Annotated in this window: 16 protein-coding genes; 14 read left to right on the top strand and 2 right to left on the bottom strand. The window is 42.5% G+C overall.

Translation table 11 applies throughout. From position 1 onward, the window contains the following. The first annotated feature begins 20 nt into the window (after positions 1 to 20). The 13 genes from AC060N_RS12415 to AC060N_RS12355 all read left to right on the top strand — a co-directional run bounded on the left by AC060N_RS12415 (position 21) and on the right by AC060N_RS12355 (position 21,574). On the top strand, positions 21 to 1,517 hold the full coding sequence (locus AC060N_RS12415) for a RagB/SusD family nutrient uptake outer membrane protein (protein ID WP_479524074.1): 1,497 nt from the start codon (positions 21 to 23) through the stop codon (positions 1,515 to 1,517). Positions 1,518 to 1,692: 175 nt separating this feature from the next. Next, on the top strand, positions 1,693 to 3,312 hold the full coding sequence (locus AC060N_RS12410; protein WP_479524073.1) for a sialidase family protein: 1,620 nt from the start codon (positions 1,693 to 1,695) through the stop codon (positions 3,310 to 3,312). Between the two features lie 11 nt (positions 3,313 to 3,323). Next, positions 3,324 to 5,420 (top strand): family 20 glycosylhydrolase, encoded by a 2,097-nt coding sequence (locus tag AC060N_RS12405; protein ID WP_479524072.1) that lies wholly within the window; start codon positions 3,324 to 3,326, stop codon positions 5,418 to 5,420. A gap of 21 nt (positions 5,421 to 5,441) precedes the next feature. Further along, positions 5,442 to 7,538 carry a GDSL-type esterase/lipase family protein gene (locus AC060N_RS12400; protein ID WP_479524071.1) on the top strand — a complete coding sequence of 699 codons (2,097 nt, stop codon included), beginning with the start codon at positions 5,442 to 5,444 and terminating at the stop codon, positions 7,536 to 7,538. Positions 7,539 to 7,552: 14 nt separating this feature from the next. Next, positions 7,553 to 8,479 carry a dihydrodipicolinate synthase family protein gene (locus AC060N_RS12395; RefSeq protein ID WP_479524070.1) on the top strand — a complete coding sequence of 309 codons (927 nt, stop codon included), beginning with the start codon at positions 7,553 to 7,555 and terminating at the stop codon, positions 8,477 to 8,479. Positions 8,480 to 8,503: 24 nt separating this feature from the next. Beyond that, a complete protein-coding gene (locus tag AC060N_RS12390) occupies positions 8,504 to 9,676 on the top strand; it encodes a hypothetical protein (RefSeq protein ID WP_479524069.1) in 1,173 nt (390 codons plus the stop codon). Positions 9,677 to 9,701: 25 nt separating this feature from the next. Next, the gene (locus AC060N_RS12385) at positions 9,702 to 10,880 is read left to right on the top strand and encodes a n-acyl-d-glucosamine 2-epimerase (RefSeq protein WP_479524068.1); all 1,179 of its coding nucleotides are present in this window, start codon (positions 9,702 to 9,704) and stop codon (positions 10,878 to 10,880) included. A 55-nt stretch (positions 10,881 to 10,935) separates the two neighbouring features. Further along, positions 10,936 to 12,198, top strand: coding sequence for an MFS transporter (locus tag AC060N_RS12380; protein ID WP_479524067.1), 1,263 nt, complete (start codon positions 10,936 to 10,938; stop codon positions 12,196 to 12,198). Between the two features lie 18 nt (positions 12,199 to 12,216). Continuing rightward, the gene (locus tag AC060N_RS12375; RefSeq protein WP_479524066.1) at positions 12,217 to 12,882 is read left to right on the top strand and encodes a GDSL-type esterase/lipase family protein; all 666 of its coding nucleotides are present in this window, start codon (positions 12,217 to 12,219) and stop codon (positions 12,880 to 12,882) included. Positions 12,883 to 12,908: 26 nt separating this feature from the next. Further along, positions 12,909 to 14,723 carry a glycoside hydrolase family 35 protein gene (locus AC060N_RS12370; protein ID WP_479524065.1) on the top strand — a complete coding sequence of 605 codons (1,815 nt, stop codon included), beginning with the start codon at positions 12,909 to 12,911 and terminating at the stop codon, positions 14,721 to 14,723. A 66-nt stretch (positions 14,724 to 14,789) separates the two neighbouring features. Then, positions 14,790 to 17,972 (top strand): glycoside hydrolase family 31 protein, encoded by a 3,183-nt coding sequence (locus tag AC060N_RS12365; RefSeq protein WP_479524064.1) that lies wholly within the window; start codon positions 14,790 to 14,792, stop codon positions 17,970 to 17,972. Positions 17,973 to 17,990: 18 nt separating this feature from the next. Beyond that, complete coding sequence (locus AC060N_RS12360; RefSeq protein WP_479524063.1) at positions 17,991 to 19,088, top strand: phosphotransferase enzyme family protein; 1,098 nt, start codon at positions 17,991 to 17,993, stop codon at positions 19,086 to 19,088. Positions 19,089 to 19,255: 167 nt separating this feature from the next. After that, positions 19,256 to 21,574, top strand: coding sequence for a family 20 glycosylhydrolase (locus AC060N_RS12355; RefSeq protein WP_479524062.1), 2,319 nt, complete (start codon positions 19,256 to 19,258; stop codon positions 21,572 to 21,574). 558 nt (positions 21,575 to 22,132) lie between these two features. Here the strand turns inward: AC060N_RS12355 and AC060N_RS12350 are convergent. Both AC060N_RS12350 and AC060N_RS12345 read right to left on the bottom strand, forming a co-directional pair. Next, positions 22,133 to 22,777: a trimeric intracellular cation channel family protein gene (locus AC060N_RS12350; protein WP_479524061.1), complete on the bottom strand. Its 645-nt coding sequence runs from the start codon at positions 22,775 to 22,777 to the stop codon at positions 22,133 to 22,135. A gap of 236 nt (positions 22,778 to 23,013) precedes the next feature. Continuing rightward, positions 23,014 to 24,177 carry a M20 aminoacylase family protein gene (locus AC060N_RS12345; RefSeq protein ID WP_479524060.1) on the bottom strand — a complete coding sequence of 388 codons (1,164 nt, stop codon included), beginning with the start codon at positions 24,175 to 24,177 and terminating at the stop codon, positions 23,014 to 23,016. Between the two features lie 763 nt (positions 24,178 to 24,940). Between AC060N_RS12345 and AC060N_RS12340 the strand changes: the two genes are divergently transcribed. Then, on the top strand, positions 24,941 to 25,816 hold the full coding sequence (locus AC060N_RS12340) for a hypothetical protein (RefSeq protein ID WP_479524059.1): 876 nt from the start codon (positions 24,941 to 24,943) through the stop codon (positions 25,814 to 25,816). Positions 25,817 to 25,878 lie beyond the last annotated feature (62 nt).

The raw sequence follows: 25,878 nt of genomic DNA, 5'->3' as shown, positions 1-25,878 counted from the left end.
TAATTTTAAATCGGAAACAGATGAAAAGAATAACATATTTCTTAATTATACTGATCGGTTTGACTTCTTGTGAGAAAAAGCTGGATTTGAAACCAACAAGTCAGTTAACATTTCAAGGATTTTGGGATTCCGAAGATGGAGCCAGGGCCGCACAAACAGGCCTTCATGCCCGTTTCAGAAGTTATGCCTACACACTTTGGCAGTTAGGTGAAGTTCGGTCTGATATATGGGGAGGCAAAACAGTGGAATCCCCTGCAGATGAAACCCTGATTCAACAGACAATCTCTGCAACGCAGGTTCCTTTTACCAATTGGGCTAATTTTTATGGATTTATTCATAACCTGAATGATTTCATTTACAATGTGCCCAATATTACCTTCAATGACGAGAATGAGAAGAATTATATGCTTGGCCAGGCCTATGGAATTCGTGCATATATTTATTATACTATGCTCAAAACTTGGGGAAAGGTTCCGATTACCATTGAACCACTTCTGAATATCGACCCTTCGAATACGGGAAAAGCCAGATCATCAGAAAGCGATGTCATGGCTCAGATTAAGGATGATATAGAGCAATCACTGTCTCATTTTGGAGATGATTATTCGTTCCAGAACAATAAACGGATTTATTGGTCAAAAGCAGCTACATTGACCTTAAAAGGAGATGTCTATATTTGGTCTGGCACCCATCTTGGAGGAGGTAGTGCAGATTATACGGCAGCAAAGCAAGCGTTGCTTGATTTACAGCAAAATGCCGATGTGGGATTGCTGGACAATTACGCTGATATTTTTAAAGCCAGTAATAAAAATAACAAGGAGATCATCTTTGCATTCAACTATGAGCAGGATCAGGCAACTAATTTCTATAGTTTATTCACTGGTCGTGGAACAGAAATTAATCCATTGTTTGATGAAGAGGGCAACTCGATGAGTACCTATATCACAAATGGAGCCAATCGTTATGGGCCTACTGATCATACTTTGACAGTACTTGATGATACATTGGATTCCAGGAGAAATGCAACTTTTATGCGACTATACAATGATGGCAGTGGGTATCCAACTTATAATGCTGACCATTATGTTACATCTATTCTCACTAAATTTTCCGGAATTATAGAAAGTGGCCAGCGTATAGAAGTGGATGATGTACCCGTTTATCGCTATGCTGATGCTGTACTATTGTTGGCAGAAGCTAAAAATTTATTGGGTGAAGACCCTTCCGAACAGATCAATCAGATACGCAAAAGAGCTTACGGAAGTAATTATGATCCGGCAGTAAATGCCTATCAAAATGGCACAAAGGATCAGAATATAGCAGCGATATTGAATGAGCGTCTGAAGGAATTCATCGGAGAAGGAAAGCGTTGGTGGGACTTACGCCGTGCCGGTGACAGTTGGGTAATCAATAACAACGATTACTTAGCTGCGGGACAGGAGTATAAATTAATATTACCAATCACTACCGATATGATTGGAAGAAATCCTCAATTGGAACAAACTGCAGGTTACTAGTTATTAACGTTTAGATAGTTGATTTAGAGTTTGGGTGACTCTTTTTAGGAAGGGAACGGCTAATCGTTCCCTTCCTATTCACCCAAATAAATCTTGATTGAGTGTTACCCTTATTAAAATTAAAGGGTTAAGTTGCAGTAAGATCAATAGGTCCTAACCAATTAAACTGATTGTTATGATACGATACTTTCTTGTCCTGAGCATATTGGTAATTTTCTCTCAATGCAAGAATACGGCGAAAACGAAAAATGATGTTTCGTATGGAGAAAATATAGCGGTTGCAACAGAACAGATCCCCTTATTTGTCAATCAAAGGAATAATTATTTGGTTGAGTTGAGGAGTTCTGCTGACGGCGATCTTGATACCACCACGATAAAGCAGGTAATTATTCATTTTGCGGAGAAGAGTGATATTAACAGTATTTCCAGAATATCGCTTCAATATATTGCTCATAAGGATACAATTGAATTAGCGAGTAGTAGCGCTATAGACAGAGCGGTAAATCTCACTCTTCATCACCGGGTAGCACTGGACAAAAAGGTATTTTATCTAAACTTTGAAGCCACTCCAGATGCTGACTTGACATCAACATTTCAAATACAGAGTATTGAGGTCATTTTCGGTACGGGTTTAAGGAGAAGTATAGCAATTAAAAGCCATAACGCATTTCGATTGGCTCGGATTGTTCGGGCTGCCGGAGAGGATAGCGTTCACACATACCGCATTCCAGGTTTAATTACAACAGCAAATGGAACATTGATCGCTGTATATGATAACCGGTATGAATCCAGCGGAGATTTGCAAGGGGATATTGCTATTGGTATGAGCCGGAGTACCAATGGTGGTCAACATTGGGAACCGATGAAGGTGATTATGGACAGAGCCGGATGGGGAGGACTACCAAGGAAACTGAACGGAACCGGAGACCCTTGTATTTTTTACGACCAAACAACGCATACTGTTTGGGTCGCGGCTTTATGGTTACACGGACACGGTGGTATGACTGCCTGGAGAGGGTCCCAGCCTGGTATGTCTCCCGATAAAACAGGACAACTTTTACTCGTAAAAAGTACGGATGATGGCTTGACCTGGTCCAAGCCAATCAATATTACGAAACAGGTAAAGAATCCGGAATGGCAATTGCTCCTACAGGGGCCGGGTAGGGGAATCATGACAAGAAACGGAGTTCTGGTTTTCCCGGCTCAATTCAAGGTTAATACTGGAGAAAAAGCCATTGACGGTGGGGAATATACGTGTTTTTCTACCATCATCTTCAGTAGGGACCACGGCAAAACCTGGCATATTGGTACCGGCGCTAAGTCGAATACGACTGAATCGCAGGTTACTGAGTTGAGGGACGGAAGTTTAATGCTGAATATGCGTGACGACCGAAATCGAAAAAACAAAGGCGCAACCAACGGAAGAGCAATTTATATCACCAAGGATTTTGGGAAAACCTGGACCCGATACCCGTCCTCCAATTCTGCTTTACCAGAACCAAACTGCCAGGCCAGTCTGATCTCTTCTACTGTCCCGTTTCAGGGGAAAAAACAACAAGTGCTGTTTTTCAGTAATCCTAACAGCAAAACGCAAAGAGCTCATATGACTATAAAATCGAGTGTTGATGAGGGAATGACTTGGCCATTGAAATATCAGTTGGAACTAAACGCAAATTCCGGTTACGGATATTCCTGTATGACAATGGTGGATAACAGAACGATCGGAATTTTGTATGAAGGCACTGGTGATTTGATCTTTCAGAAAATTCCAGTGAAAGCATTGTTCGAAAATTAAAATAAATCACGGTGAGGAGGTTTCAACATATCGGTATTTCTGTAGGTCTTGGTCTGCTATTAGTATTCTTGGCATTATCGCAGGCCTGGGCAAATAGTACAGGGGGTAGTGAACAACCAGCTTTGCTTCCATTGCCGCAGAAGCTCGTTTGGAATGATGGTGATTTTTCACTCAACATACCATATGTGCTGCAATACGACGGGGATAAAAAAGACCTGGCCTACCGTGAAATAATGGATATTCTAAGAAACAACGGAAATCGAGAAGAAGAAAGTGTTGCTGTCGGTAGACATAACAGAAGGTTTATCCAGGTTTCTCTTTCGAAAGAGATACCTGGCCTTAAAAACCACTCAGAGGAAGGATATCTTTTAAATGTCTCCAAAGACTCGGTTTCGCTGCGAGCTGCAACCAGCGAAGGTTTATTTAGAGGAGTTCAAACCTTAAGACAATTAGTCGTTTCAGAAAATGGAAAGTCGTTTATTGCCGGTTGTCAAATAGTTGATTGGCCAGCTTTCAGAATTCGCGGTTTTATGCAAGATGTTGGGCGAAATTTTATGCCGGTTTCGTTGCTGAAAGAACAGATCGACGTGATGTCTGCATACAAGTTGAATGTATTTCATTTGCACTTAACCGACAATGAGGGGTGGAGACTTGAGAGCAAAAAGTTTCCACAGCTCAATTCACCCTCCTCCATGAGCCGTTGGAAGGGGAAGTATTATACGCAAAAAGAATTTATCGATTTGGTTGATTACTGTAACCGGAGATATATTACACTCATTCCGGAGTTTGATGTCCCGGGACATTGTGAAGCATTTCGTAAAGCATTTGCCATTGATTCAATGAGTGACCTCCGTGTTAAACCTATTATGACGGACTTGCTGAACGAATTATGTGGTCTTATCTCGTTGGACAAAATGCCTTATATCCACCTGGGAACCGATGAGGTTTGGCATAATTTTGAAAAGCCAGCTCCCGGTTTACTCGCAGCTTTAATCTACCGATTACATCAACTGGGGCGACAGGTAATTGTTTGGCGACCGGGTATTGGCATACCGGGCGATAGCACGTCTATTACTCAATTATGGTCAAGTACCGGAAAACCTAGGAAAGGACATCGTTATATTGATTCGAGATTAAACTACCTCAATCATCTGGATGCTCTGGGCGGTATCAGTCAGCTCTATTTTGACCGGATTTGTCAATCGGCACATGGTGATTCTCTTCGAATGGGGGGAATACTTTGCTGTTGGAATGATAATAATGTTCAAAAGCCTTCTGATATCTTAAGTCAGAATCCGGTTTATCCGGGAATGCTGACCTATAGTGAAACTAGCTGGAAGGGACAATCGCTTGACTTCGGGACTCGTTACCTCGCCAAGTTACTGCCACATGATAGTAACGCATTTTTGTTATTTCAAAAATTTGAGGAGCGATTGATTCAACACCGTGACCGGTATTTCAAGGGGAAACCATTTCCCTATGTGAAACAAACGGATGTTGACTGGCGGATGATTGGACCGTTTGACAATGGCGGCGACCTAACAAAAAGGTTCCCGGTTGAGGACAGCTTGAAAGCGAGTTACCATTATAAGGGAAAAGACTTCTGCTGGTCTGATTCAGTTTATGGTGGTACCATTTTTATTCGACACTTTTTTGGTTATCCTTCCTATTTTCAGGCAAATAAGGGAACGGTATATGCCGAAACAAATATATGGTCACCCAAAAGGCAGTCGGTAGGATTCTGGATTGGATTTTTTGATTGGTCACGCTCAGGAGGTAGAAGAGGAGGGCCTTTACCCAATCAAGGCTTGTGGCTAAAAACTCATCCAATAGCTTGGGTGAATAAAAGAGTTATTCCTGCACCCAAATGGAACAATCCTGGCCTTCGGGCGAAATCAGCTGAAATACCCTTTACTGATGAGAATTATTATTACCGTTCTCCGACTTTTATCATGCTTAAGAAGGGATGGAATCATGTTTTACTCAAAGTACCCGAAGACGGAAGCTCATGGAAGTGGATGTTTACGTTCATTCCGGTTAAAGTAGCAAAAGAGGGAGTAAGGGAGGTAACGGGTTTGAAATTCTGTGCTAAGTTAATGAATAACTAATTTCTGGTAGTAATAAAGAAAATGTATTATCCTAAAGTAGCAAAATATATTGGATGGCTGGTTGTGTTGTTTGCACTTAGTTTTCCAGTCAGTGCGCAGACCACTCGGGTTGCCTGTGTAGGAAATTCTGTAACCTATGGCTATAAGCTTGTGAATCGTGAACGGGATAACTACCCCCATCAACTTCAACTGTTGCTTGGACCCCGCTATGATGTTCGAAATTTCGGGCATAGTGGTGCTACACTTTTGAGTAAGGGGCATAATCCATATATAAAAACTACCGAATATCAGGAGGCACTGGCATTCCAACCTGATATTGTGGTGATACATCTGGGACTGAATGATACTGACCCGCGTGATTGGCCAAACTATCGGGATGATTTTATTAGCAACTACCAGAATTTGATTTATTCTTTTAAAACAAGAAGTGGCAGGCCTTCGAAAGTGTATATATGTTTGATGACGCCTATATTTTCGCGTCACCCGCGCTTTAAGTCGGGCACAAGAGATTGGTTTTGGCAAGTACAACAATGCATAAAAAAAGTTGCGTCCAATTGCCATGTTTCACTCATCGATTTGCATTCGCCTCTTTACGACCGCCCCGATTTATTTGCTGATGCATTGCATCCTAACGCAGAAGGAGCCCTAATCATGGCTCATACGGTTTATTCGGCGCTGAATGGGAATTTTGGTGGTTTCCAACTCGCTCCTGTCTTTGGTGAACACATGGTTTTTCAGCAGAAAAAACCTATCGTACTCTTTGGAAAGGCTAATTGTCATGACGTGATTAAAGCTGAATTTCACAATAATTTTCAGAAGGTGTCTGTAGGAACCGAAGGAAAATGGAAGATTGCTTTACCTGAAGTTCCTGCAGGTGGACCGTATTCACTGAGAATCTGGGTAAATGATACCCTGAAGGTACATTGGACGGATATTCTGGTAGGTGAAGTTTGGTTGATAAGTGGCCAATCGAATATGCAGTTTATGCTTCGTCAGTCACAACACGGTAGTGCAGCAGTTCTGCATGCGAGAAATTCGAATCTAAGGCTTTTTAATTATCATGGTTTTCTACAAACCCGTGCCGTGCAATTCGATTCACTTTCGCTTCAGAGGATGGACCAACTGAAATACTTTAATGGTCATTGGCAACCATCGACTCCTGAGTCGGCATCGGGTTTTTCTGCTATTGGGTATTATTTCGGAAAAGACTTAGAAAATAAACTTCATGTCCCCGTTGGATTGATCCAAATAACAGTTGGTGGAGCTCCTATCGAATCATTTATCGACCGGAAAACACTGGAATTTAACCCCGTTCTAGTTGATGTGCTCAACCTCGATACCTGGAAGAATAATGACATGGTAATGAAGTGGGTGAGACAACGGGCTGAAAAGAATATCAGCCTGAGCAAGAATCCGTTGCAAAGACATCCGTATCAACCTGCGTATATTTACGAAGCGGGCATTTCCCATGTCATAGGTTTCCCTGTTAAAGGTGTTCTGTGGTATCAGGGAGAGTCGAATGCGCGTAATTGCTGGTATTATCCCACGGCATTCCGGGCTATGGTAGCTTCCTGGCGAAACGGTTGGAATGATCAGCGTTTACCTTTTGTTTTTGCACAGCTTTCCAGTCTGAACAGACCTGACTGGCCCGCATTTCGGAATATGCAGAGGGAGTTGGCTGATTCCATGGCTAATGTTCATATGGTTGTGACAATGGATGTAGGAGATTCAACCAATGTTCATTATATCCGAAAACAACCTGTTGCACATCGGTTTTACTTACAGGCTCTTCACCATGTTTACGGAAGAAAGATTAGTTCAGATGGTCCCGTTCCATTTAGACATCGGTTTTATCAAAATAAGCTGATATTGACGTTAAAGCATTGCAATGATTTGATGACTTCCGACGGAAAAGACTTGAGAGGACTTGAAGTGGCAGGAGTAGACAGTATATACCATCCGATGCATGCAGTGTTGCGCCACAGACAAATTATCATTACTGATACATTGAATAATCTGGTTGGAGTCAGGTATGGCTGGAACCCTTTTTCCCACGGGAATCTGGTAAATGAAGGCAGACTGCCAGCTCCTACTTTTCAAATAAATATTAAAAAATAATTTATATCAAGGATATGCAAAAGCTTAACGGTTTAATTGCTGCTCCATTTGTACCTATGGACAGGAAAGGGGACGTGGTTTATGAACGCATTAGTGCCTACTACGATTTCCTGGAAGCTAACCAAATTACCGGTGCTTTTATTAATGGATCGACTGGTGAAGGTGTTTCGCTTTCTCAGAAGGAACGAATGAAAGTAACTGAGGGATGGGCTACCCGGCAAAAAGAAAAAGGAGGTAGTGTAAAAATCATCAATCTGGTAGGGGGAACTTCTTATCAGGAATGTATCGATAATGCATTGCATTCATCTGAAAATGGGATTGATGCCATCGCTTTACTGGCACCGTTTTATTTTAAACCAGAGAGCGCTGAACAGTTAGCCGGTTTTTGTGCCAGAGTGGCCGAGTCAGTGCCTGATATGCCTGTTTATTTCTATCATATTCCAGTGCTTACGGGATGCAATGTTTCCATGTATGACTTTCTCAAAGTAGCTTCTCCTCTGATTCCTAATCTGGCCGGGATAAAGTATACCCATGAAGATTTCATGGATTTTCTTAGTTGTTTAAATTTTGATGATGGGAAATATGATATGCTATGGGGAAGGGACGAAAATCTACTCTCGGCTCTGGTATTGGGAGCGCGTGGAGGCGTTGGTAGTACCTTTAATTATGCAGCGCCACTTTATTATAAGTTAATAAAAGCATATGACGACGGAGATGTTGAATTGGCGCGCAGACTCCAGCAAAAATCTATCGATATGATCCGGCTACTGGGAAAATATGGAGGCATTGCTACAGGGAAAGCATATATGAAGTATGTTAACTTTGATTGCGGAGAATTCCGGTTACCTGTAAAAAATATGAGCGCATCGGATTTCGAGCGGTTTCGCGGAGATGTTCAGCGTTTAAATATGGACGATTTATTCTCGGTATTGGCCGAGTAGGAAAAGTGTATTAAATGGTTTATAATGAGATTTTTGAATTTGATTGTGATCATGGCTTTATTTTTTCAATCGTGTAAAGAAAATAAAACCATCAATCAGCATCCCATAAAAATAAAATGGGATACACTGGCGGTCATCCCTTCTCCTGTTGAGGGGCAGGTTCAGTATGGTTTGTCAGGTTTAATCGCGGGAGTTACCGATAACTGCATCGTTGTTGCAGGTGGTAGTAACTTTAAGAATAAAGTCCCCTGGGAAGGAGGAGTAAAAACCTATTACAACGATTTGTATGTATTGAAGATGGGACATCATGGGGCCAACTGGAGTTTGATAACTAAAATGCCTTTTTCACTGGCATATAGCGCTTCCATCTCTGCAAATAACTCTGTATATGCTATTGGTGGTGAAGACGAAAATGGACTTTCCAACCGGTTTTTCCGGATTCAGGTGGAAGGTGATTCTGTTGTTACGGAAGATTTGCCAACGCTACCTTATCACCTGACCAGCCCCGGCGCTACATTAATTGACTCTACCATCTACGTGGCAGGAGGAGACGACGATACCGGTAGTGCGACAGAGCACTTCTTAGCATTCAAAATAAATGAACCGGAGCAGGGTTGGGGCAAATTGCCAAATTTGCCTGAAGCCATGTCACATATGGTCGCAGCGAGTCTCTTTGATGGCCATGAGGAATGCATTTATCTTTTTGGCGGAAGGCGGAAATCTGGCATTACTTCCCAATTTATTCAGCACATCTGGAAATATTCTCCTTCGGGAAAGGTTTGGATGTTAGTTGGTGAGCTGAAATTGCCCGGAGGCAGTGCTTTTGGATTGTCTGCCGGTACGGGGCTGGCCTATAACAACAGGTATGCCCTGCTTTTTGGAGGTGATAAGGGGAAGATTTATAACCAGACGGAACGTTACAACGATGAAATTGTCCATGAAACAAATGCACAAAAAAGGCAAGAACTGATTGATCAAAAGATTAATTCCCTATCTCATCATCCTGGTTTTAGTAAGGACATATATTTATATGATGCCCTGACAGGAAGTTTCAGAAAAATTGGTGAGATCCCGGGAAAAACCCAGGTGACAACCACCGCATTCTGGTGGAATCATCAGATTATCATTCCCGGAGGTGAGGTGCGACCGGGAATCCGAACGGCAGTCATCAGCCGGGGAACGATTACTTCAAATTGAATTAGTGCCTCTAAATTAGAATAGGATGATGAATTTCGAAGCATTAGCAAGTCAATATAAGGATGAGTTGTTGGAAAGGGTAATTCCTTTTTGGCTCTCAAATTCACCCGACGAAAACTTTGGCGGATACTATACTTGTCTCGACAGGGAAGGAAAAGTGTATGACACCGACAAATTTGTATGGCTTCAGGGCCGCCAAATATGGATGTTTTCCAAGCTATATAACAAAGTGGAGCGGAAACAGGAGTGGTTGAATATGGCACTTCTGGGGGCAAGTTTTATGGAAAAGAACGGTCACGACGGGAAACTTAATTGGTATTTTTCTCTTACCCGGGAAGGGAAACCGTTGATTCAACCGTACAATATCTTTTCCGATTGTTTCGCAGCCATGGGGTTTGGACAGTTGTTTCAGGCTACCGGAAATGAAAGGTATGCGGAAATCGCCCGTAAAACTTTCTATCAGATTCTGGAACGAATTGATAATCCGAAAGGAAAATACAATAAGAGTGTTCCGGGAACCCGTCCATTGAAAGGATTTGCATTACCCATGATACTGTGCAACCTGTCACTTGAACTGGAGGAGTTGCTTCCGCGGGATATTGTTGAGGAAACGATTGAACGGTGTGTTCACGAAGTGATGGTAATTTTTTATGACCAGAATACCGGATTGATTTTGGAAAATGTCAATTCAGATGGAAGTTTCTCCGATTCATTTGATGGACGGCTGCTCAATCCCGGACATGCCATTGAAGCCATGTGGTTTATTATGGATTTATCTGTGCGCCTTAAAAAGAAAGAATTAGCGGATAAAGCTGTCAGCATTGTTCTCAGGACTCTGGAAAAAGGGTGGGATAACCAGTATGGGGGTATCCTCTATTTTTTGGACGTAAAAGGTTATCCTCCTCAACAACTTGAATGGGACCAGAAGCTTTGGTGGGTACATCTCGAGACGCTTATCAGTCTGATAAAAGGCTACCAATTGACAGGTAACCAAAGTTGTCTGCAATGGTTTGAAAAGGTCCATGACTATACCTGGTCGAATTTCACCGACAGCGAATATGGTGAATGGTATGGCTACCTTAATCGCAGAGGTGAGGTCCTGTTGCCGTTGAAAGGTGGCAAATGGAAAGGATGCTTTCATGTCCCTCGGGGGTTGTTTCAAGTGTGGAAAACACTGGAACAAATACCGTCAGACAGACAATAATTCTTTGTATCAATAAGACTGAAGCGTTTTTCTTGAACTGGTAAACTCTTTTCGAATGACAAAAATAAACTGGAATAAAATATATCCCTGGGTTGTCGTCGGACTTTTATGGATGGTGGCTTTGCTGAATTACCTGGATCGACAGATGCTGGCTACAATGAAAGATTCGATGATGGGGGACATAAAAGAACTCCAAACAGCAGAGAATTTCGGGCGATTAATGGCTGTCTTTCTTTGGATCTATGGATTTATGAGTCCGGTAGCCGGATTGATAGCTGACCGGGTGAACCGAAAGTGGCTTATCGTAGGAAGTTTGGGCGTCTGGTCAAGCGTGACACTTTCAATGGGTTACGCTCACAGTTTTCAGGTATTGTATGTGTTGCGGGCCATTATGGGAATTAGCGAAGCTCTGTATATTCCTGCGGGTTTGGCATTAATTGCCGATTACCATCAGGGGAATACCCGCTCACTGGCCATCGGTATTCATATGACCGGCCTGTACCTGGGACAAGCTTTGGGGGGATTTGGTGCCACCGTAGCCAGCCTGTTTTCGTGGCAAACTGCTTTTCATTCATTCGGGATTGTTGGTGTAGCCTATAGTGTTATTCTGATTCTCTTCCTTCGGGATAAGAAAGTAACAAGTGCAAGTTTTAAAACCGGGACAAAGAAGAAGCATAAAACCAATGAAGGCTTAAAGTCGGTCTATAAAAGTCTAAGTCTACTGTTAGGAACGATCAGTTTCTGGGTGATTCTGTTCTACTTTGCGGCTCCTAGTTTCCCTGGCTGGGCAACGAAGAACTGGTTGCCTACACTTTTTTCACAAAGCCTTGGTATTGAAATGGCAAAAGCGGGTCCACTGGCTACTATCACCATAGCAGCATCTTCTTTTGTTGGTGTGTTGGTTGGCGGAATCCTGGCAGACAGATGGATTCAGGTAAATCTGCGAGGCAGAATTTATACCGGAGCCATTGGCTTAAGCCTGACGATTCCGGCCCTTGTTTCATTGGGATTTGGAACTGGTTTTATCAGCATTCTGGGCGGAGCTGTTCTTTTTGGCGTGGGCTATGGAATGTTTGATACCAACAACATGCCGATTTTGTGCCAGTTTGTCTCGCCACGTCACCGGGCTGCTGGTTATGGCCTGATGAATATGACCGGGGTGTTTGCCGGTGCGTTTATTACTGATCTTCTGGGTAAAGCGACTGACTCAGGAAATCTTGGACGGGATATGGCTCTGTTGTCTCTCCCGGTTGCAGCAGCTGTTTTACTGCAACTGATTGTGTTGAGGCCTACTGTGGCCAATAAGATGGATGATTAAGGTACTAACTTGAGAAAAATGACACGACTACTGACATTAATGGTATTTGCCCTGCTCTCCGCAACAACTTTTGCGCAAAGCAACAATTTTTCAACGTATTATAACCAGAGGCGAACATTGTTTGAACACCTTCCGGTTACACCAAACGCGATCATTTTCGTGGGTAACAGTATCACGAATGGTGGAGAGTGGGCCGAATTGTTGGGGAATTCCCACGCGAAAAACCGGGGTATCAGCGGTGATACAACCGAAGGTGTCTTATATCGGCTGGACAATATAACAAAAGGGAAACCTGCCAAAGTATTTTTGATGATTGGAATCAATGATCTGGCTGCAGGAGTAAAAAAAGAACAGGTATTTGACAACATTTGTATGATTGCCAAAAAGATTCGGGATGCTTCATCTAAAACGACCGTCTATATAGAAAGTCTTCTTCCGGTTAACGACCATTTTCATAAATTTCCTAATCATGTGGACAAAGAAAAAGATGTGGAATGGATCGACCATCAATTGAAAGATTGGTGCCATGACAACGGTTTTAATTACATCGATTTGTTCTCACATTTTGCCCTTGCAAATGAAAACAGGTTAAATCCATCCTATACCAATGACGGTCTTCACCTAACCGGGGCAGGTTATATGGAATGGACCCGGTTAATCCGACCTTATGTCGATGCACAATAATTCAAAGCTAAACTTGTACGATACCTATGAATAGAAAATTGATACTTACTGGTTTAATTCTAACTCTTTTTATATCGTTACGGGGACAGTCCGTTTCACATTCATTTGCCTTTTCAAAACACAACTTCCTACTGGACGGTAAGCCCTTTCAAATCATTTCCGGTGAAATGCATCCGGCCCGCATTCCTGAGGCTTACTGGCGTAACCGTATCAGGATGGCCAAAGCAATGGGATGTAATACGATCGCAGCCTATATTTTTTGGAATTACCAGGAACCGAAAAAAGGAGTTTTCGACTTTACAGAAGGGAACCACAATATTGCCCGATTTATTCGCATAGCACAGGAAGAGGGGATGTGGGTGCTCTTGCGACCAGGGCCGTATGTTTGTGCAGAATGGGATTTTGGCGGCTTGCCCCCCTATTTGCTTAAAATACCTGATATTAAAGTGCGCTGCATGGACCCACGCTATACCCGGGCAGTGAAGCGATACATCGCGAACCTGGCACTACAGGTGAAAGATTTGCAGGCGAGTCACGGTGGGCCTATCCTCATGGTTCAGATTGAAAATGAGTATGGAAGTTATGGAAATGACCAAAACTATATTCATTGGCTTGCCGATCTTTGGCGTCAAAACGGAATTGATGTGCCGTTTTATACGGCTGACGGTGCCGCTCCTTATATGCTCGAGGCCGGTTCATTGGAAGGAGCAGCTATTGGATTAGATCCGGCAGCTGGTGAAGCTGCATTTGCTGAGGCCACGAAAATGAATCCGGATGTGCCCTCTTTCTGCAGTGAATTGTATCCCGGTTGGTTGACCCACTGGGGTGAAAAATGGGCACGAACTGATACTACTCAACTCTTAAAAAACGTTCGATGGCTCATGGACCATCAAAAGTCGTTTAACTTTTATGTGATTAATGGTGGAACGAATTTTGGATTTTATGCCGGTGCGAATGCTACCGGTTCAGGAGAATACCAACCGGATATAACGAGTTATGACTATGATGCCCCCATTAATGAAATGGGGCATCCCACCGATAAATATTTTGCCCTTCGTCGCTTGATTGCAGGTTATTTGCCGAATGGAAAGAAACTTCCGCCGGTGCCCAAAACTCCGCCTGTAATTGAGATAAGTAATCTACAACCCGGTCATATGGCTTCTCTGTGGGATAATCTGCCGGAACCGAAAAAATCTGCTCAGCCACGCCCCATGGAAATGTATGGTCAGAGTCATGGCTATATCTTGTATCGCACCAAACTGGTCGGACACAAAAGCGGCACTTTGCATATAACATCCCTGCATGACTATGCGACAGTGTTCATCGATGGACATTATGTGGGTACGCTTGACCGAAGCAAAGGAGAAAACAGTATAAAACTACCTGAAACTGATAGTCGCTTTCCACAACTCGATATTTTGGTTGAGGGAATGGGACGCATTAATTACGGACAATATCTAATCGACAGGAAAGGGATAACCGACCGGGTTACGTTGAATGGAATGACGCTGATGAATTGGGACGTGTATAATCTTCCGATGGATACTACCTACATTCGTCATCTTCATTTTTCAGATAATAGTCAAAAGCGACCGGGCATCTTTTTTCGTGACACATTCACTCTGAAGAAAATTGGGGATACATACCTGGATATGAGCAAATGGAAAAAAGGTGTGGTATGGGTAAACGGCCATAACCTGGGGCGGTATTGGAACCGGGGACCTCAGACACGGCTCTTCTGTCCTGGTGCATGGCTGAAGAAAGGAGAAAATAGTATTATTCTTTTCGATATGCATGCATTGAAACCTGAAACAATAAATGGGGTGGGGAAGCTTCAGTAACTTTTTAATGAACTGTGAGATAAGCGAGCTAATCACATTTCAATCAATCTAATCGAGGGGATAGGAATGAAAAAACTAACGATTGTATTTATATATATTATATTTAACTGCTTGTCCATAGCTTATGGCCAGGATAGCACACATAATGTCTTTTGGAAAGAGGATTTCAGTACCGGAAAACTTCCTGCCGGTTGGGAAAATGTCGCATTGAATGACAGTAGTTCGACCTGGTTTGTTACTGACCAGCCCTATCCGGGATCATACGGACGAAATTATCAGGCGCCACCTATCTCTTCCGAGAGCGGTGGATATTTCTTACAGATTGCGCCAGGAGTTCGGGTCGACAAAAATATCCGGAAATGGAAAAAAGCTGGAATTGTTCCGAATGCATATATTCAAACTCCTGCTATTGATTGCTCCCATAAATCATCAGTGATACTGACTTTTCAGCAGAATTTCTTTTGGGGTGAGTGGGAGAAGAGAGGGCTCAAGGCTGGTTTGATGGTGGGTGTGAGTCATGACAAAAAGAATTGGATGTTCTATGACGTGCACAACGGCATTGGTTCGGCGACTGATTGTCCGAATCCAATGAACGTGGAACTGAATATAACACGTGCCGCTGCCGGAGAAAAGACAGTTTACCTGAGATTTTGGTGGCGGAATATGTACCAGTGGTATTGGATGATTGACGATATTGCTCTTTCTGAAGGGCCGGAAAAGGATCTACAATCACTGGCCATGGGAGGGAGGAAAAGTACGGGTAATGTTTTCCAAACCAACGATTCATTGGTATTCCGGGTGGTCAACCTGGGAGCGAAACCCGTTACACAACCGGTGCGATGTTTTCTGAAGATTGATAACCGTCCATTAAAAGAAACTACCATCACTGCATCCCGACGACATCCTATAGGAATTATTGATACAGTCCGGGTGGTTTTTCCCGGTCTTGATCTGGCCAATATAGGACTACACAAGGTTGTTTTTTATACGGCGATGGCAGATGATGCACGCCAATCGAATGATACCATCCGCAGAGAGCTTTACTCCAAAGCCTGCAGCGTTGGAAATATTACCGGATTTAAAGCGTCAGGTAACCATTTCAGCATAAATTGTGACCATGCGCATTTTCGGGTGCAGATTCTTCGTGACGATATATTTCGGATTTGGATGGCTTACGATGGCGACTTTACCAATCCGGCCGGTGACGAGATTGTTATCCATACTCCTACAGATACAGTAAATGCCGATTGGAGCGATCAGGAAAGTTATTACCTGATAAAAACGCCTCTTTTTGCTCTTAGGGCCTATAAACAACCACTGCATTTTTCCTTGTACCGTGGTGATAATAAAACGTTGGTATGGGAAGAAACCCGCGGAATCACTTACGGTAAGGAGACCATACAATATTTGAAGAGAGGTGCACGAGAGCAGTTCTTTGGAGGCGGAATGCAAAATGGACGCTTTTCGCACCGTGGAAAGACCATTAAGCTGGATATCGATTACAATTGGAAGGACGGAGGGAATCCCAATCCTGCTACTTTTTATATGAGTACTAAGGGGTACGGTGCTATGCGAAACACATTTGCCCCGGGTTCTTATTCGTTCAAAGACACCTTGAAATTATCTCAGGATGAAAGTCGTTTCGACTGCTATTATTTTGTTGGAAAATCCCTGAAGGATATTCTTGGTGATTACACCGATATCACCGGAAAACCTTTTTTGATGCCGCGTTGGGGACTCGGCATGGGAGACTCCAATTGCTATAACCGGGGAGCAAAATCAGGACCGACGAACGGTTCGACAACGACAGGATTTGATGGTTTGACCCCCAGCGTTATTCCATTGATTGCAGATCAGTACATCAAACATGATATGCCGCGTGGCTGGATTATTCCCAACGATGGTTATGGTTGTGGATATACCGATTTGGAGATGGTTATCAAGGAATTACATAAAAGAGGTTTTTATACGGGACTTTGGACAGAAAATGGGGTGAGTAAAATTGCCAAAGAGGTAGGACAGTACGGGTCTCGTCTTTGTAAATTGGATGTTGCCTGGGTAGGACCTGGATATAAGTTTGCAATGGATGCAGCACGAACTGCCTATCAAGGAATCGAGCAGAACAGCAATGCACGGGGATTTGTATGGATGGTTTGCGGATGGACTGGTTGCCAGCGTAACGCCGTGTTGTGGTCGGGTGATCAAAACGGGAGTTGGGATTATATTCGCTGGCATATCCCAACTGTAATTGGCTCAGGCTTGTCGGCCCAGAATTGTGCAACAAGCGATGTTGATGGAATCTTTGGCGGAAGTGATTCAACGTATGTAAGGGATTTACAGTGGAAATGTTTTATCCCGGCGTTTATGTCCATGTCCGGCTGGGCCACCAACAATAAAAACGGTATTAAAGATAAGCAGCCCTGGTTATTCGGGGAACCCTTTACCAGAATTAACCGGAAATATCTGCAACTAAAGCAACGGATGACTCCGTATATGTATACTTTATGTGCGGTTGCCCATCAAACCGGTGTTCCGGCTGTTCGGGGCCTTGTTCTGGAATATCCTAACGATTCAGTTACCTGGGGCAACCGGGCCAAATATGAGTTTTTACTGGGAAAGGATTTACTTGTGGCACCGGTATTCAAATCGGAGGCAAAACGTGACAGTATTTATCTGCCTGCCGGGGAATGGTTTGACTACTGGGAGGGAACGAAATACCAGGGAAAACAAACGCTGATGGATTATCCGGCTCCCTTGGATAAGTTGCCATTGTTTGTCAAAGGAGGAGCTATTATTCCTATGTACCAGCCGATGATGTATGACTGGCAACATCTGAAAGATACATTGACCTTGAGAATCTTCCCATATGGGACAAGTTCTTTTTCCATGTACGAAGACGACGGGTTGACCCGGGACTACCGCAAAGGAATTTATGCTACTACCCGATTTGAAGTTTCCTCTCCAACAACTGGAAACGGCTCCATCCGGGTGACGCTTAATGCTGCGAAGGGGGATTTCCATGGAAGGGAGAAAAAACGCACGTACTTGCTTGATATTGTTAGTCGCACGGTTCCTAAAAAAGTGGTTTTGAACGGAAAGAAATTAAAAAAGAGACGGACGCGAAGCGACGGGGGAACGGAGAAGACTGGCTGGTATTTTGATGAAAACCAAATGAAAGGACTGATTCACATCTGCACGCCGGTTTTATCTACTGATCATACTTCCAGGCTGGAGATCATCAGGAATTAGTTGAAAAAACATTTTGTCATGAAGAATGAACAATTAAATCAGGTCGTTGATAAATTTCTCAAGGACGTTCGTATCGAGCATTGGACGGCATTTGGAAACGGTCATATCAATGATACTTTTTTGGGCAAGACAGCCGTTTCAAATCGGCCCGACTACATCCTGCAACGGAAGAATCACGGAATATTCAAAAATATTCCCGGAATGATGAAAAACATATCGATAGTCACTGGTCATATCCGTAATGTAACGCAGGAACAAGGTATAAGCGATGTCGACCGCAGGGTGATGACGTATCTTCGTACCCTTAAGGGCGAATTGTTTGCCCAAGACAACCAGGGGAATTACTGGACGTTGTTTTTGTATATTCCGGGGAGCCACAGTGTAGAAAACATTAAGAATCCGGACCAGGCGTTTTTGGCAGCACAGGCATTTGGGCATTTTCAGTACCAACTGTCAGATCTTTCCGGTGAACAGTTAATCGAAACGATACCGGATTTTCACAATGGACTAAGTCGTTTGGATGCTTTTGAAAAAGCTATCGAATCGGACTGTCAAAACCGGGCAAGAGGGATCCCGAAAATCATCGAACAGTTACTTGAGCGAAGTGCCGGAATGACTCGCCTGCAGGTGTGGCTGGACAACGGTGAGCTGCCGCTTCGGATCACCCACAACGATACCAAGATCAACAATATCCTTTTCGACGAGGCGGATCGGCCGCTCTGCATCATCGATCTCGACACCGTGATGCCGGGCAGTGCCCTGTATGACTTTGGCGATGCCATCCGCACCATTGGCAATACGGCGGCTGAAGATGAGCCGGACCTGTCGAAGGTCGACTTTGCTGCCGATATCTATAACGCGTTTGCCCGGGGATATCTGTCGGAAGCCGACAAGTTCATAACCAAAAAAGAGAAGGAAAACCTGGCGTTTGCCTGCCGGTATATGGCTTGGGAGCAGGCTGTTCGTTTTTTGACCGATTACCTAAACGGAGATGTTTATTACAAAATTAGTTATCCGGAACATAACATGGTTCGGGCGAAAAATCAGTTACGGTATCTGGAGGTGCTGGAGATGAATAGTGCCATGATGGAATCCACCATCACGGCAAAGATATAGATACCTCTAATCATGAAACAATACATTGAATTTTGTTCATTAAATTTAGTCATTCATTTAATTTGAAATAGCCGGAGCGTAAGTGAGCGGTCACCCTAATCTTGCTTTCCGACAAGAGGTCAGAAAATGGAGATGATGTTCTCTGGTAAAAAGATAATTTAAAAGATATGAAGAAGCTTTTTCTTGTTTTACTGTTTCCTACCTGGATTTTTAGTCTGATTTTCCCACAGTCGGTCTATTCGGCTGTCAACTCAACGATTAATGTTGTGCCAAAACCCAATCACTTAGTAGAACGGAAAGGGCACTTCGTTGTCAAAAACGACATGTCTCTATTGGCTCCTTCTAAGAGCGGAGCTGCTTCACTTTTGACTTCAAAACTGGAAACTGCTGCCGGAATTCATTTGAAATCAGCAACTTCAATAAGAGGTGCGGATTTCTTACTGTCAATCGATACTACGGCAGTTCATGGTTCGGAAAGTTACCGTTTGTCTGTAACCACCAGTCAGGTTAGCATCAAGGCGGCGACAGAGACCGGTTTGTATTATGGTGTGCAAACCTTGCTGCAATTACTGCCTCCTCAAATTGAAAGCACCAGGCTGGTGAAGGCAAGCTGGGTATTACCCTGTGTAAGTATAGATGATAGTCCCCAATTCGCTTATCGGGGAATCATGCTGGATGTTTGCCGGCACTTTTTACCAGCCGATCACATTAAGAAGTTGCTGGATGTGTTAGCCATGTACAAAATCAACCGTTTTCACTGGCACCTTACTGATGATCAGGGATGGCGTATTGAAATCAAACGGTATCCGGAATTGACAAAAATTGGGTCCTCTAGGACGAATGCAAACGGTGACACATACAAAGGATACTATACCCAGGACCAGATAAAAGATATTGTAAAATATGCTGCGGCCCGGCATATTGTGGTCATTCCTGAAATAGAAATGCCTGGTCATGCATTAGCAGCACTATCGGCATATCCTCAGTATTCCTGTACTGGTGGTCCGTTTAAGCCACGGACTGTATGGGGCGTGGAAAATAATGTTTATTGTGCCGGGAACGATTCAACATTTGCCTTTTTATCCAATGTGTTGGATGAAGTATGTGCCCTTTTTCCATCGAAATATATTCATATAGGGGGAGATGAGTGTCCTAAAGTCCGGTGGGAATCTTGTCCCAAAGGTCAGGCCCGAATGAAAGAGGAAGGGCTGAAAAATGTGAACGAGCTCCAAAGCTATTTCATCAAGCGGATGGAGAAGATTCTGGAACAAAAGGGTAGGAAAATAATTGGCTGGGATGAAATTCTGGAAGGAGGGATCGCTCCATCGGCCACGATTATGTCCTGGCGGGGAGAAAAGGGAGGTATTGAAGCGGCCAATGCCGGACACGATGTAATCATGACGCCTGGATCGGCACTCTATTTGGATCACTATCAGGGTAGCCCGCTATGCGAGCCTGTAAAGATTGGAGGACTGACCACGTTGCAGCAGATCTATGCCTACCATCCGATTCCAAAGGAAATTAATCCCCAAATGGGCCATCACGTTTTGGGACTGCAAGGCAATCTTTGGTCAGAATACCTTTATCAGCCAAACCAGTTTGACTATCAGTTATTCCCCCGAGCTTTGGCTGTGGCTGAAACTGGATGGACCCATCCTGACTTAAAGAATGTAAAGGATTTTATCCGAAGAATCGATGATCAGCAGATACGCCTGGATGAGCATCAAATTAAGTATTACATTCCTATGCCGGAAGGGAATCTGAATCACATGGAATTTGCCGATTCACTGCGTTTAGGCTTCACTACAAATCGGCCGGTACAGGTTGTTTATACTGAAGATGGCAGCACGCCGACTCAAAATTCAAAAACGTATACAAGGCCGATTGTTGTTACAAAAACTACGACGTTGAAATTGTGTTCCGTTCTGCCCCAAGGGAAAATGAGTCCTGTACGGACGATTCACCTGATAAAAACCGAGCCGATACCTTCCATACATGCTGTTCATCTGCAACAAGGGCTTCGTTTGAAGTATACAGGTGAAGGATACTATAAATACGTAAGCCAGCTCGAAAGTGTTAAAAATTGGCAGGATACCGTTATTTCTCTGCCTAATCAGCTATTCAAACTAATTCCTGTTTACAACGATGGAAAGAGTATTGCAGGAGAACCTCAGGGAGCTGGAATTATATCGGGTTATTTGCAAGTTGACAAGGCAGGTTTATATCAGGTGCATTGCAATGCGGATGAATTGCGGATTGGAAATCAATTATTGATCGACAACGATGGTAAAATAAAGAAATCGGTACCTACAGATATTACTGTTCCTTTGGAGGCTGGTTATTATCCGATTCAGATGACTATACTGAACAATGTGTGGGGCGGATTCCCGTCTTCCTGGGCCGATTTCCGTATTCAGCTTAGGGAGTGGAAAGGCGATAAAAATTCAGCAAAGCTTAGCCCTGTCAATGTATATTACAGGAAATAGCAAAGTAGTGTATTCCGTTAAACAGAGGTTCTGTTTCATCAGTATAAGACTAAATAGTTGATGTCTGCCGAAGCATATGGATAGTTCTATCGGCACATGCTTGGTAGAACTATCTATTTAAATAAAATCGAGTAAAACCTAGGAACTAACAAGCGGATACACAGAGTTGCCATGTTGTGTTGAAAAGAATCGGATGAAGGTGGCCAGACGTGTTTGGTAAGTCGAGAAATAAAAATTGAACCCATAAAAAGAAAGTTTTTAATACCTCTGTTCTCATTGCTTTTGGGGATTTGTTATTAGGGTAACAGTATTTTTGTGGGATATCTATGAAGGATACAGCTTTTTGACAGCGCTCCTAAGACTGCTTATTAGAAGGATGGACTGGCACTCGGTAAAACGCACTGAAACCTCCAATTATCGAAAGGCAAAGTGCTGTAATGCGAGGGCAGTGACCCACAAAAAGTGTGACCCAAACACCACCGGTTGTATAAGTACTGGAAGCTAATTGCAATATATGACTGTCTACCCCAAAGTAATTACTTTATGTGCTTGGAATCGTCACTTAACTGTAGGCAACTGAATATGAAAATGAGCGGCTAAAAGTCGAGTTATTATCACAGTTAATACCGATATGATATTGGTTAAGTATGGTGAAATTGAAAAATACATACAAATTCCGAAAACGATTCCACCCAGAATACAAGCTAAAGCATAAATATCTCTTCTGAGAATTAATGGCACCTCATTTATCATTACATCACGTATAACACCGCCAACAGCCCCACTTATCATTCCCATAAAAATGGCTACCCAAAACGGAAAATGAGCGTCTAAACTTTTGTCGATTCCGACAACGGTAAAAAGTCCCAGCCCGATAGCATCAAACAGAAATAGCGTTGTTTCTAGTTTGAAAATAAGTTTCCTGAACAAAAGAAAAGCGATAAGTGCAATCCCTGTAACAATAAGATATGAACTGTTTTGCATCCAAAAAGGGGTTACATTCAGCAGAATATCCCTGGTTGTTCCACCTCCGATAGCAGTGACAAGCCCTACAATATAAGCTCCAAACCAGTCGAAGTTTTTTTCAGATGCAAGACGAATTCCACTGATTGCAAAAGCAAAAGTACCCAAGTGGTCTAAAATAACCGGCAAATTATTTTGAAGATGCTCTACGAATAAGTTATTAAAACATATGTGAATCATATTAATCTCTTTTAGAAAACAATCTTCAAATCATAAGTCTGCTTTTACCTCGCTACTATCTTTCTCCGATATTCATCATTTTCAATTATCCCGTTTGTTGAAAATTTCGTTTTTGTTTCCGGAAAACGTGGAAAATGTCAACAACTTAATGCTTATAAAAGTGTAAACCTGAATTCATTGTTCGAATTTTTGATTATCAATTTAATAAACAAAACTTAATGACGAGCTTAAAACAGCTATTTCAAATACTCTTCAACCAGACTCACCCAATAAGCTGCTCCGATAGGTAAAAGGTCTTGATTGAATACATAATTAGGATGGTGTACCATAAAGCCTTCTCCGCCTCCCAACATCACGTAGTTACCCGGACATTCTTCAAGCATAAAAGCAAAATCCTCGCTACTCATCAGGGGATTGGCATTGGTTATCACCTGGTCATCACCAAACGTTTTCCGGGCAACTTCAGAAGCCCATTTTGTGTTCTCAGGTGTATTCATTAACACCGTTCCCGGAATTCCTTCACGAATTTCATATTTACAGTTAAACGCTTCTGCCTGTGCTTTGGTTATTATTCTTATTTTGTCAAGTACCATTTTACGCACCTTGTTGTCCATATTGCGGACACTGAGTTTAAGCAGTGCCGTTTGCGGAACCACATTTCCGGCATTGCCCGACTGGAACGAACCTATGTTGACAACCGTATTTTTCCAGGGGGATACATTGCGGCTGGTGATGGTTTGCAACGCCATGACCAATGAAGAACCACACACAATCGGGTCTATTCCTAACTCGGGCATCGACCCGTGGCTGCCTTTTCCCCTCAATTCAATTTCCCAATTGTCTACTGCCGACATGGTGGCCCCTTCACGGTAGTAAAACTTCCCAAATTCCAATCCGGGTATGTTATGCATGGCATAAACTGCATCTACAGGAAAACGTTGAAATAAACCATCGTTAATCATGGCAGGGCCACCTTGCATAGTTTCTTCGCCCGGTTGGAAAAAAAGCCGTACGGTACCGTTAAAGTTTTTGGTTTGTGCAAGATATTTTGCCGCACCCAATAACATTGTTGAATGTCCATCGTGTCCGCACAGATGCGACGTTCCAACGATTTTACTTTTGTAGGGCAGATCGTTTTCTTCCTGAATGGGTAAGGCATCAAAATCAGCACGAATGCCTACGGTTTTGTTGCCTTCGCCTACTTTTAGCGTAGCTACCATACCGTATTTACCAACGCCTTCAACTATTTCGTATCCGCCAAATGTTTTTAACAGACCTGCTATAAATTGTGAAGTGTTTTCCTCATGCATCGAAACTTCCGGATTTTCGTGCATCTGACTCATCCACGACTTCATGTCTGGAGCCAGGTTGTGTAAGTCATCTAATAGTTGCTTTTTCATCGTATAAGTATTATATAGTTCTTACTACGTTAGGTGTTGGGTCTGTTTAGGAATGGTAGTTATAATACTTAAAACTGCTTCCGCAATTGTTCACCGATTAACATCGTGAGCAATATGATGCTGCTCAGCAAATGACCAGAATATTTCATTGTTTGACAAAGTAAAAACACTGTTTCACCCGTAAATGTTCTACTTGCTTTAAGGATTGAGAAAAACTGCTCAGAAGTACCTACACTAAAATCAGTTCCCTGAAAATCAACTTTGGGGACAATGGGAGCTGTACTTCATCAAAGGGATGGGGAGGAATAAGCGGAATAAGGATGAGGTTTGGATGAGAATGGGAGAAATTGAGAAAAGGTGAAGGGGTGAGTGAGGGGCTATGAGAATTTTGTCAGAATTGCACGAATTAAGGAAATACGGATTACGCAGATTTTAAAAGGATTACACGAATTGGGGGCAGATTTCGACAGGAGAGGACGCAAATCCCATCTGAAAGCCTTCCTGAGATGTGATTGACCACTCCCAACTATTCATTTTAGGAAAATGGAAAGCTGGATGGAATTCTTGCTTAAAACAAAGGAATAGAAGGGGCTGGAATTGAGATGTTTCTATTTATGTTATTGCATCCTCGGGTCGCTCGACCAATTTGATATCCATTGAAAAATTTTGGTCTCAAATATAAGAAGTCAATAATTGTTACGTTAATTAGAGTGGTATAAGTATTAATCGCTTTTTTATACAAAGTACTATGCAATTAATTTTTATGAAACGTTATTTTACTCATTTCACTTCATCAACATACAAATATCTTGTATTTTCAATTATTAACCTGGTTGTGCTTTACCTCCTATTAAAGAGTGCGGCAAGAAACTTTTCAACAACATTTTTGGGAGTTTCCACCGAAAAAATTTTTGCAGGTGGATATTGGCTAATAATTGTCGGTTTGTCTGTGAGTTTTTTGCTACTGTTACTTACATATAAGTCATATCGAGACTTTATGAATGAAAAACGATGGTTCGCCGAGCGAGAACAATATAATGACGATAAAAGATTACTCGATTTGTTTAGAGAATTACAGGAAAGTTATCAAATCGATTTTAGAAAGTTGTTTATGTCAGAAACCGAGGGCCTTGATGTTTTATCTACTAAACTTAGGGACTTGATTCAAATAAGGGAGGGGTACGAATATCATATTGCACCTAAGAAGTATGGGGTTATCACTTTCAATAGTATTGAGGAAGAGGATTTTTTTAATAGTTACCGAGCATTTTATCGCTCACTTTCAAGCCTTTCACCTTTTTTCACAATAATTGAACTACTTGATCGCGGAAATGCAAGTTATTTTGTTCGCTCTGCCATCTTTGAACAGATTTTTTATTGGGAGGAAGAGTATAGATTTATTCAGGTGCTAAGGAATGTAAAAGAAACATTAGTTTTTTTATCTAGTCATTATGAGAATTCTGACTTACTTCAAAGGCTTCGTAAATCATGGCTGGCAGAAAATAGAAATGCAATTTTTCAGTTAGAAGAGGGATTCGATATGTCTGATACCTACCAAAGAATATTAGAAAGCATAATTCCCAAGACAGAAAGAATCTTTGATAACATTCTCGAAATCAACGTTAATGTGCGGCGCTGATTTTAACTGAGGAATCTACCCCCCTTTATGCTAAAGGATATAAGAGACAGGTTGATTCTTTG

It is taken from the genome of Prolixibacter sp. DSM 2831 (assembly GCF_056493735.1).
The sequence above is the reverse complement of the archived record's forward strand: the minus strand, read 5'-3'. Positions and strand labels throughout refer to the sequence as shown.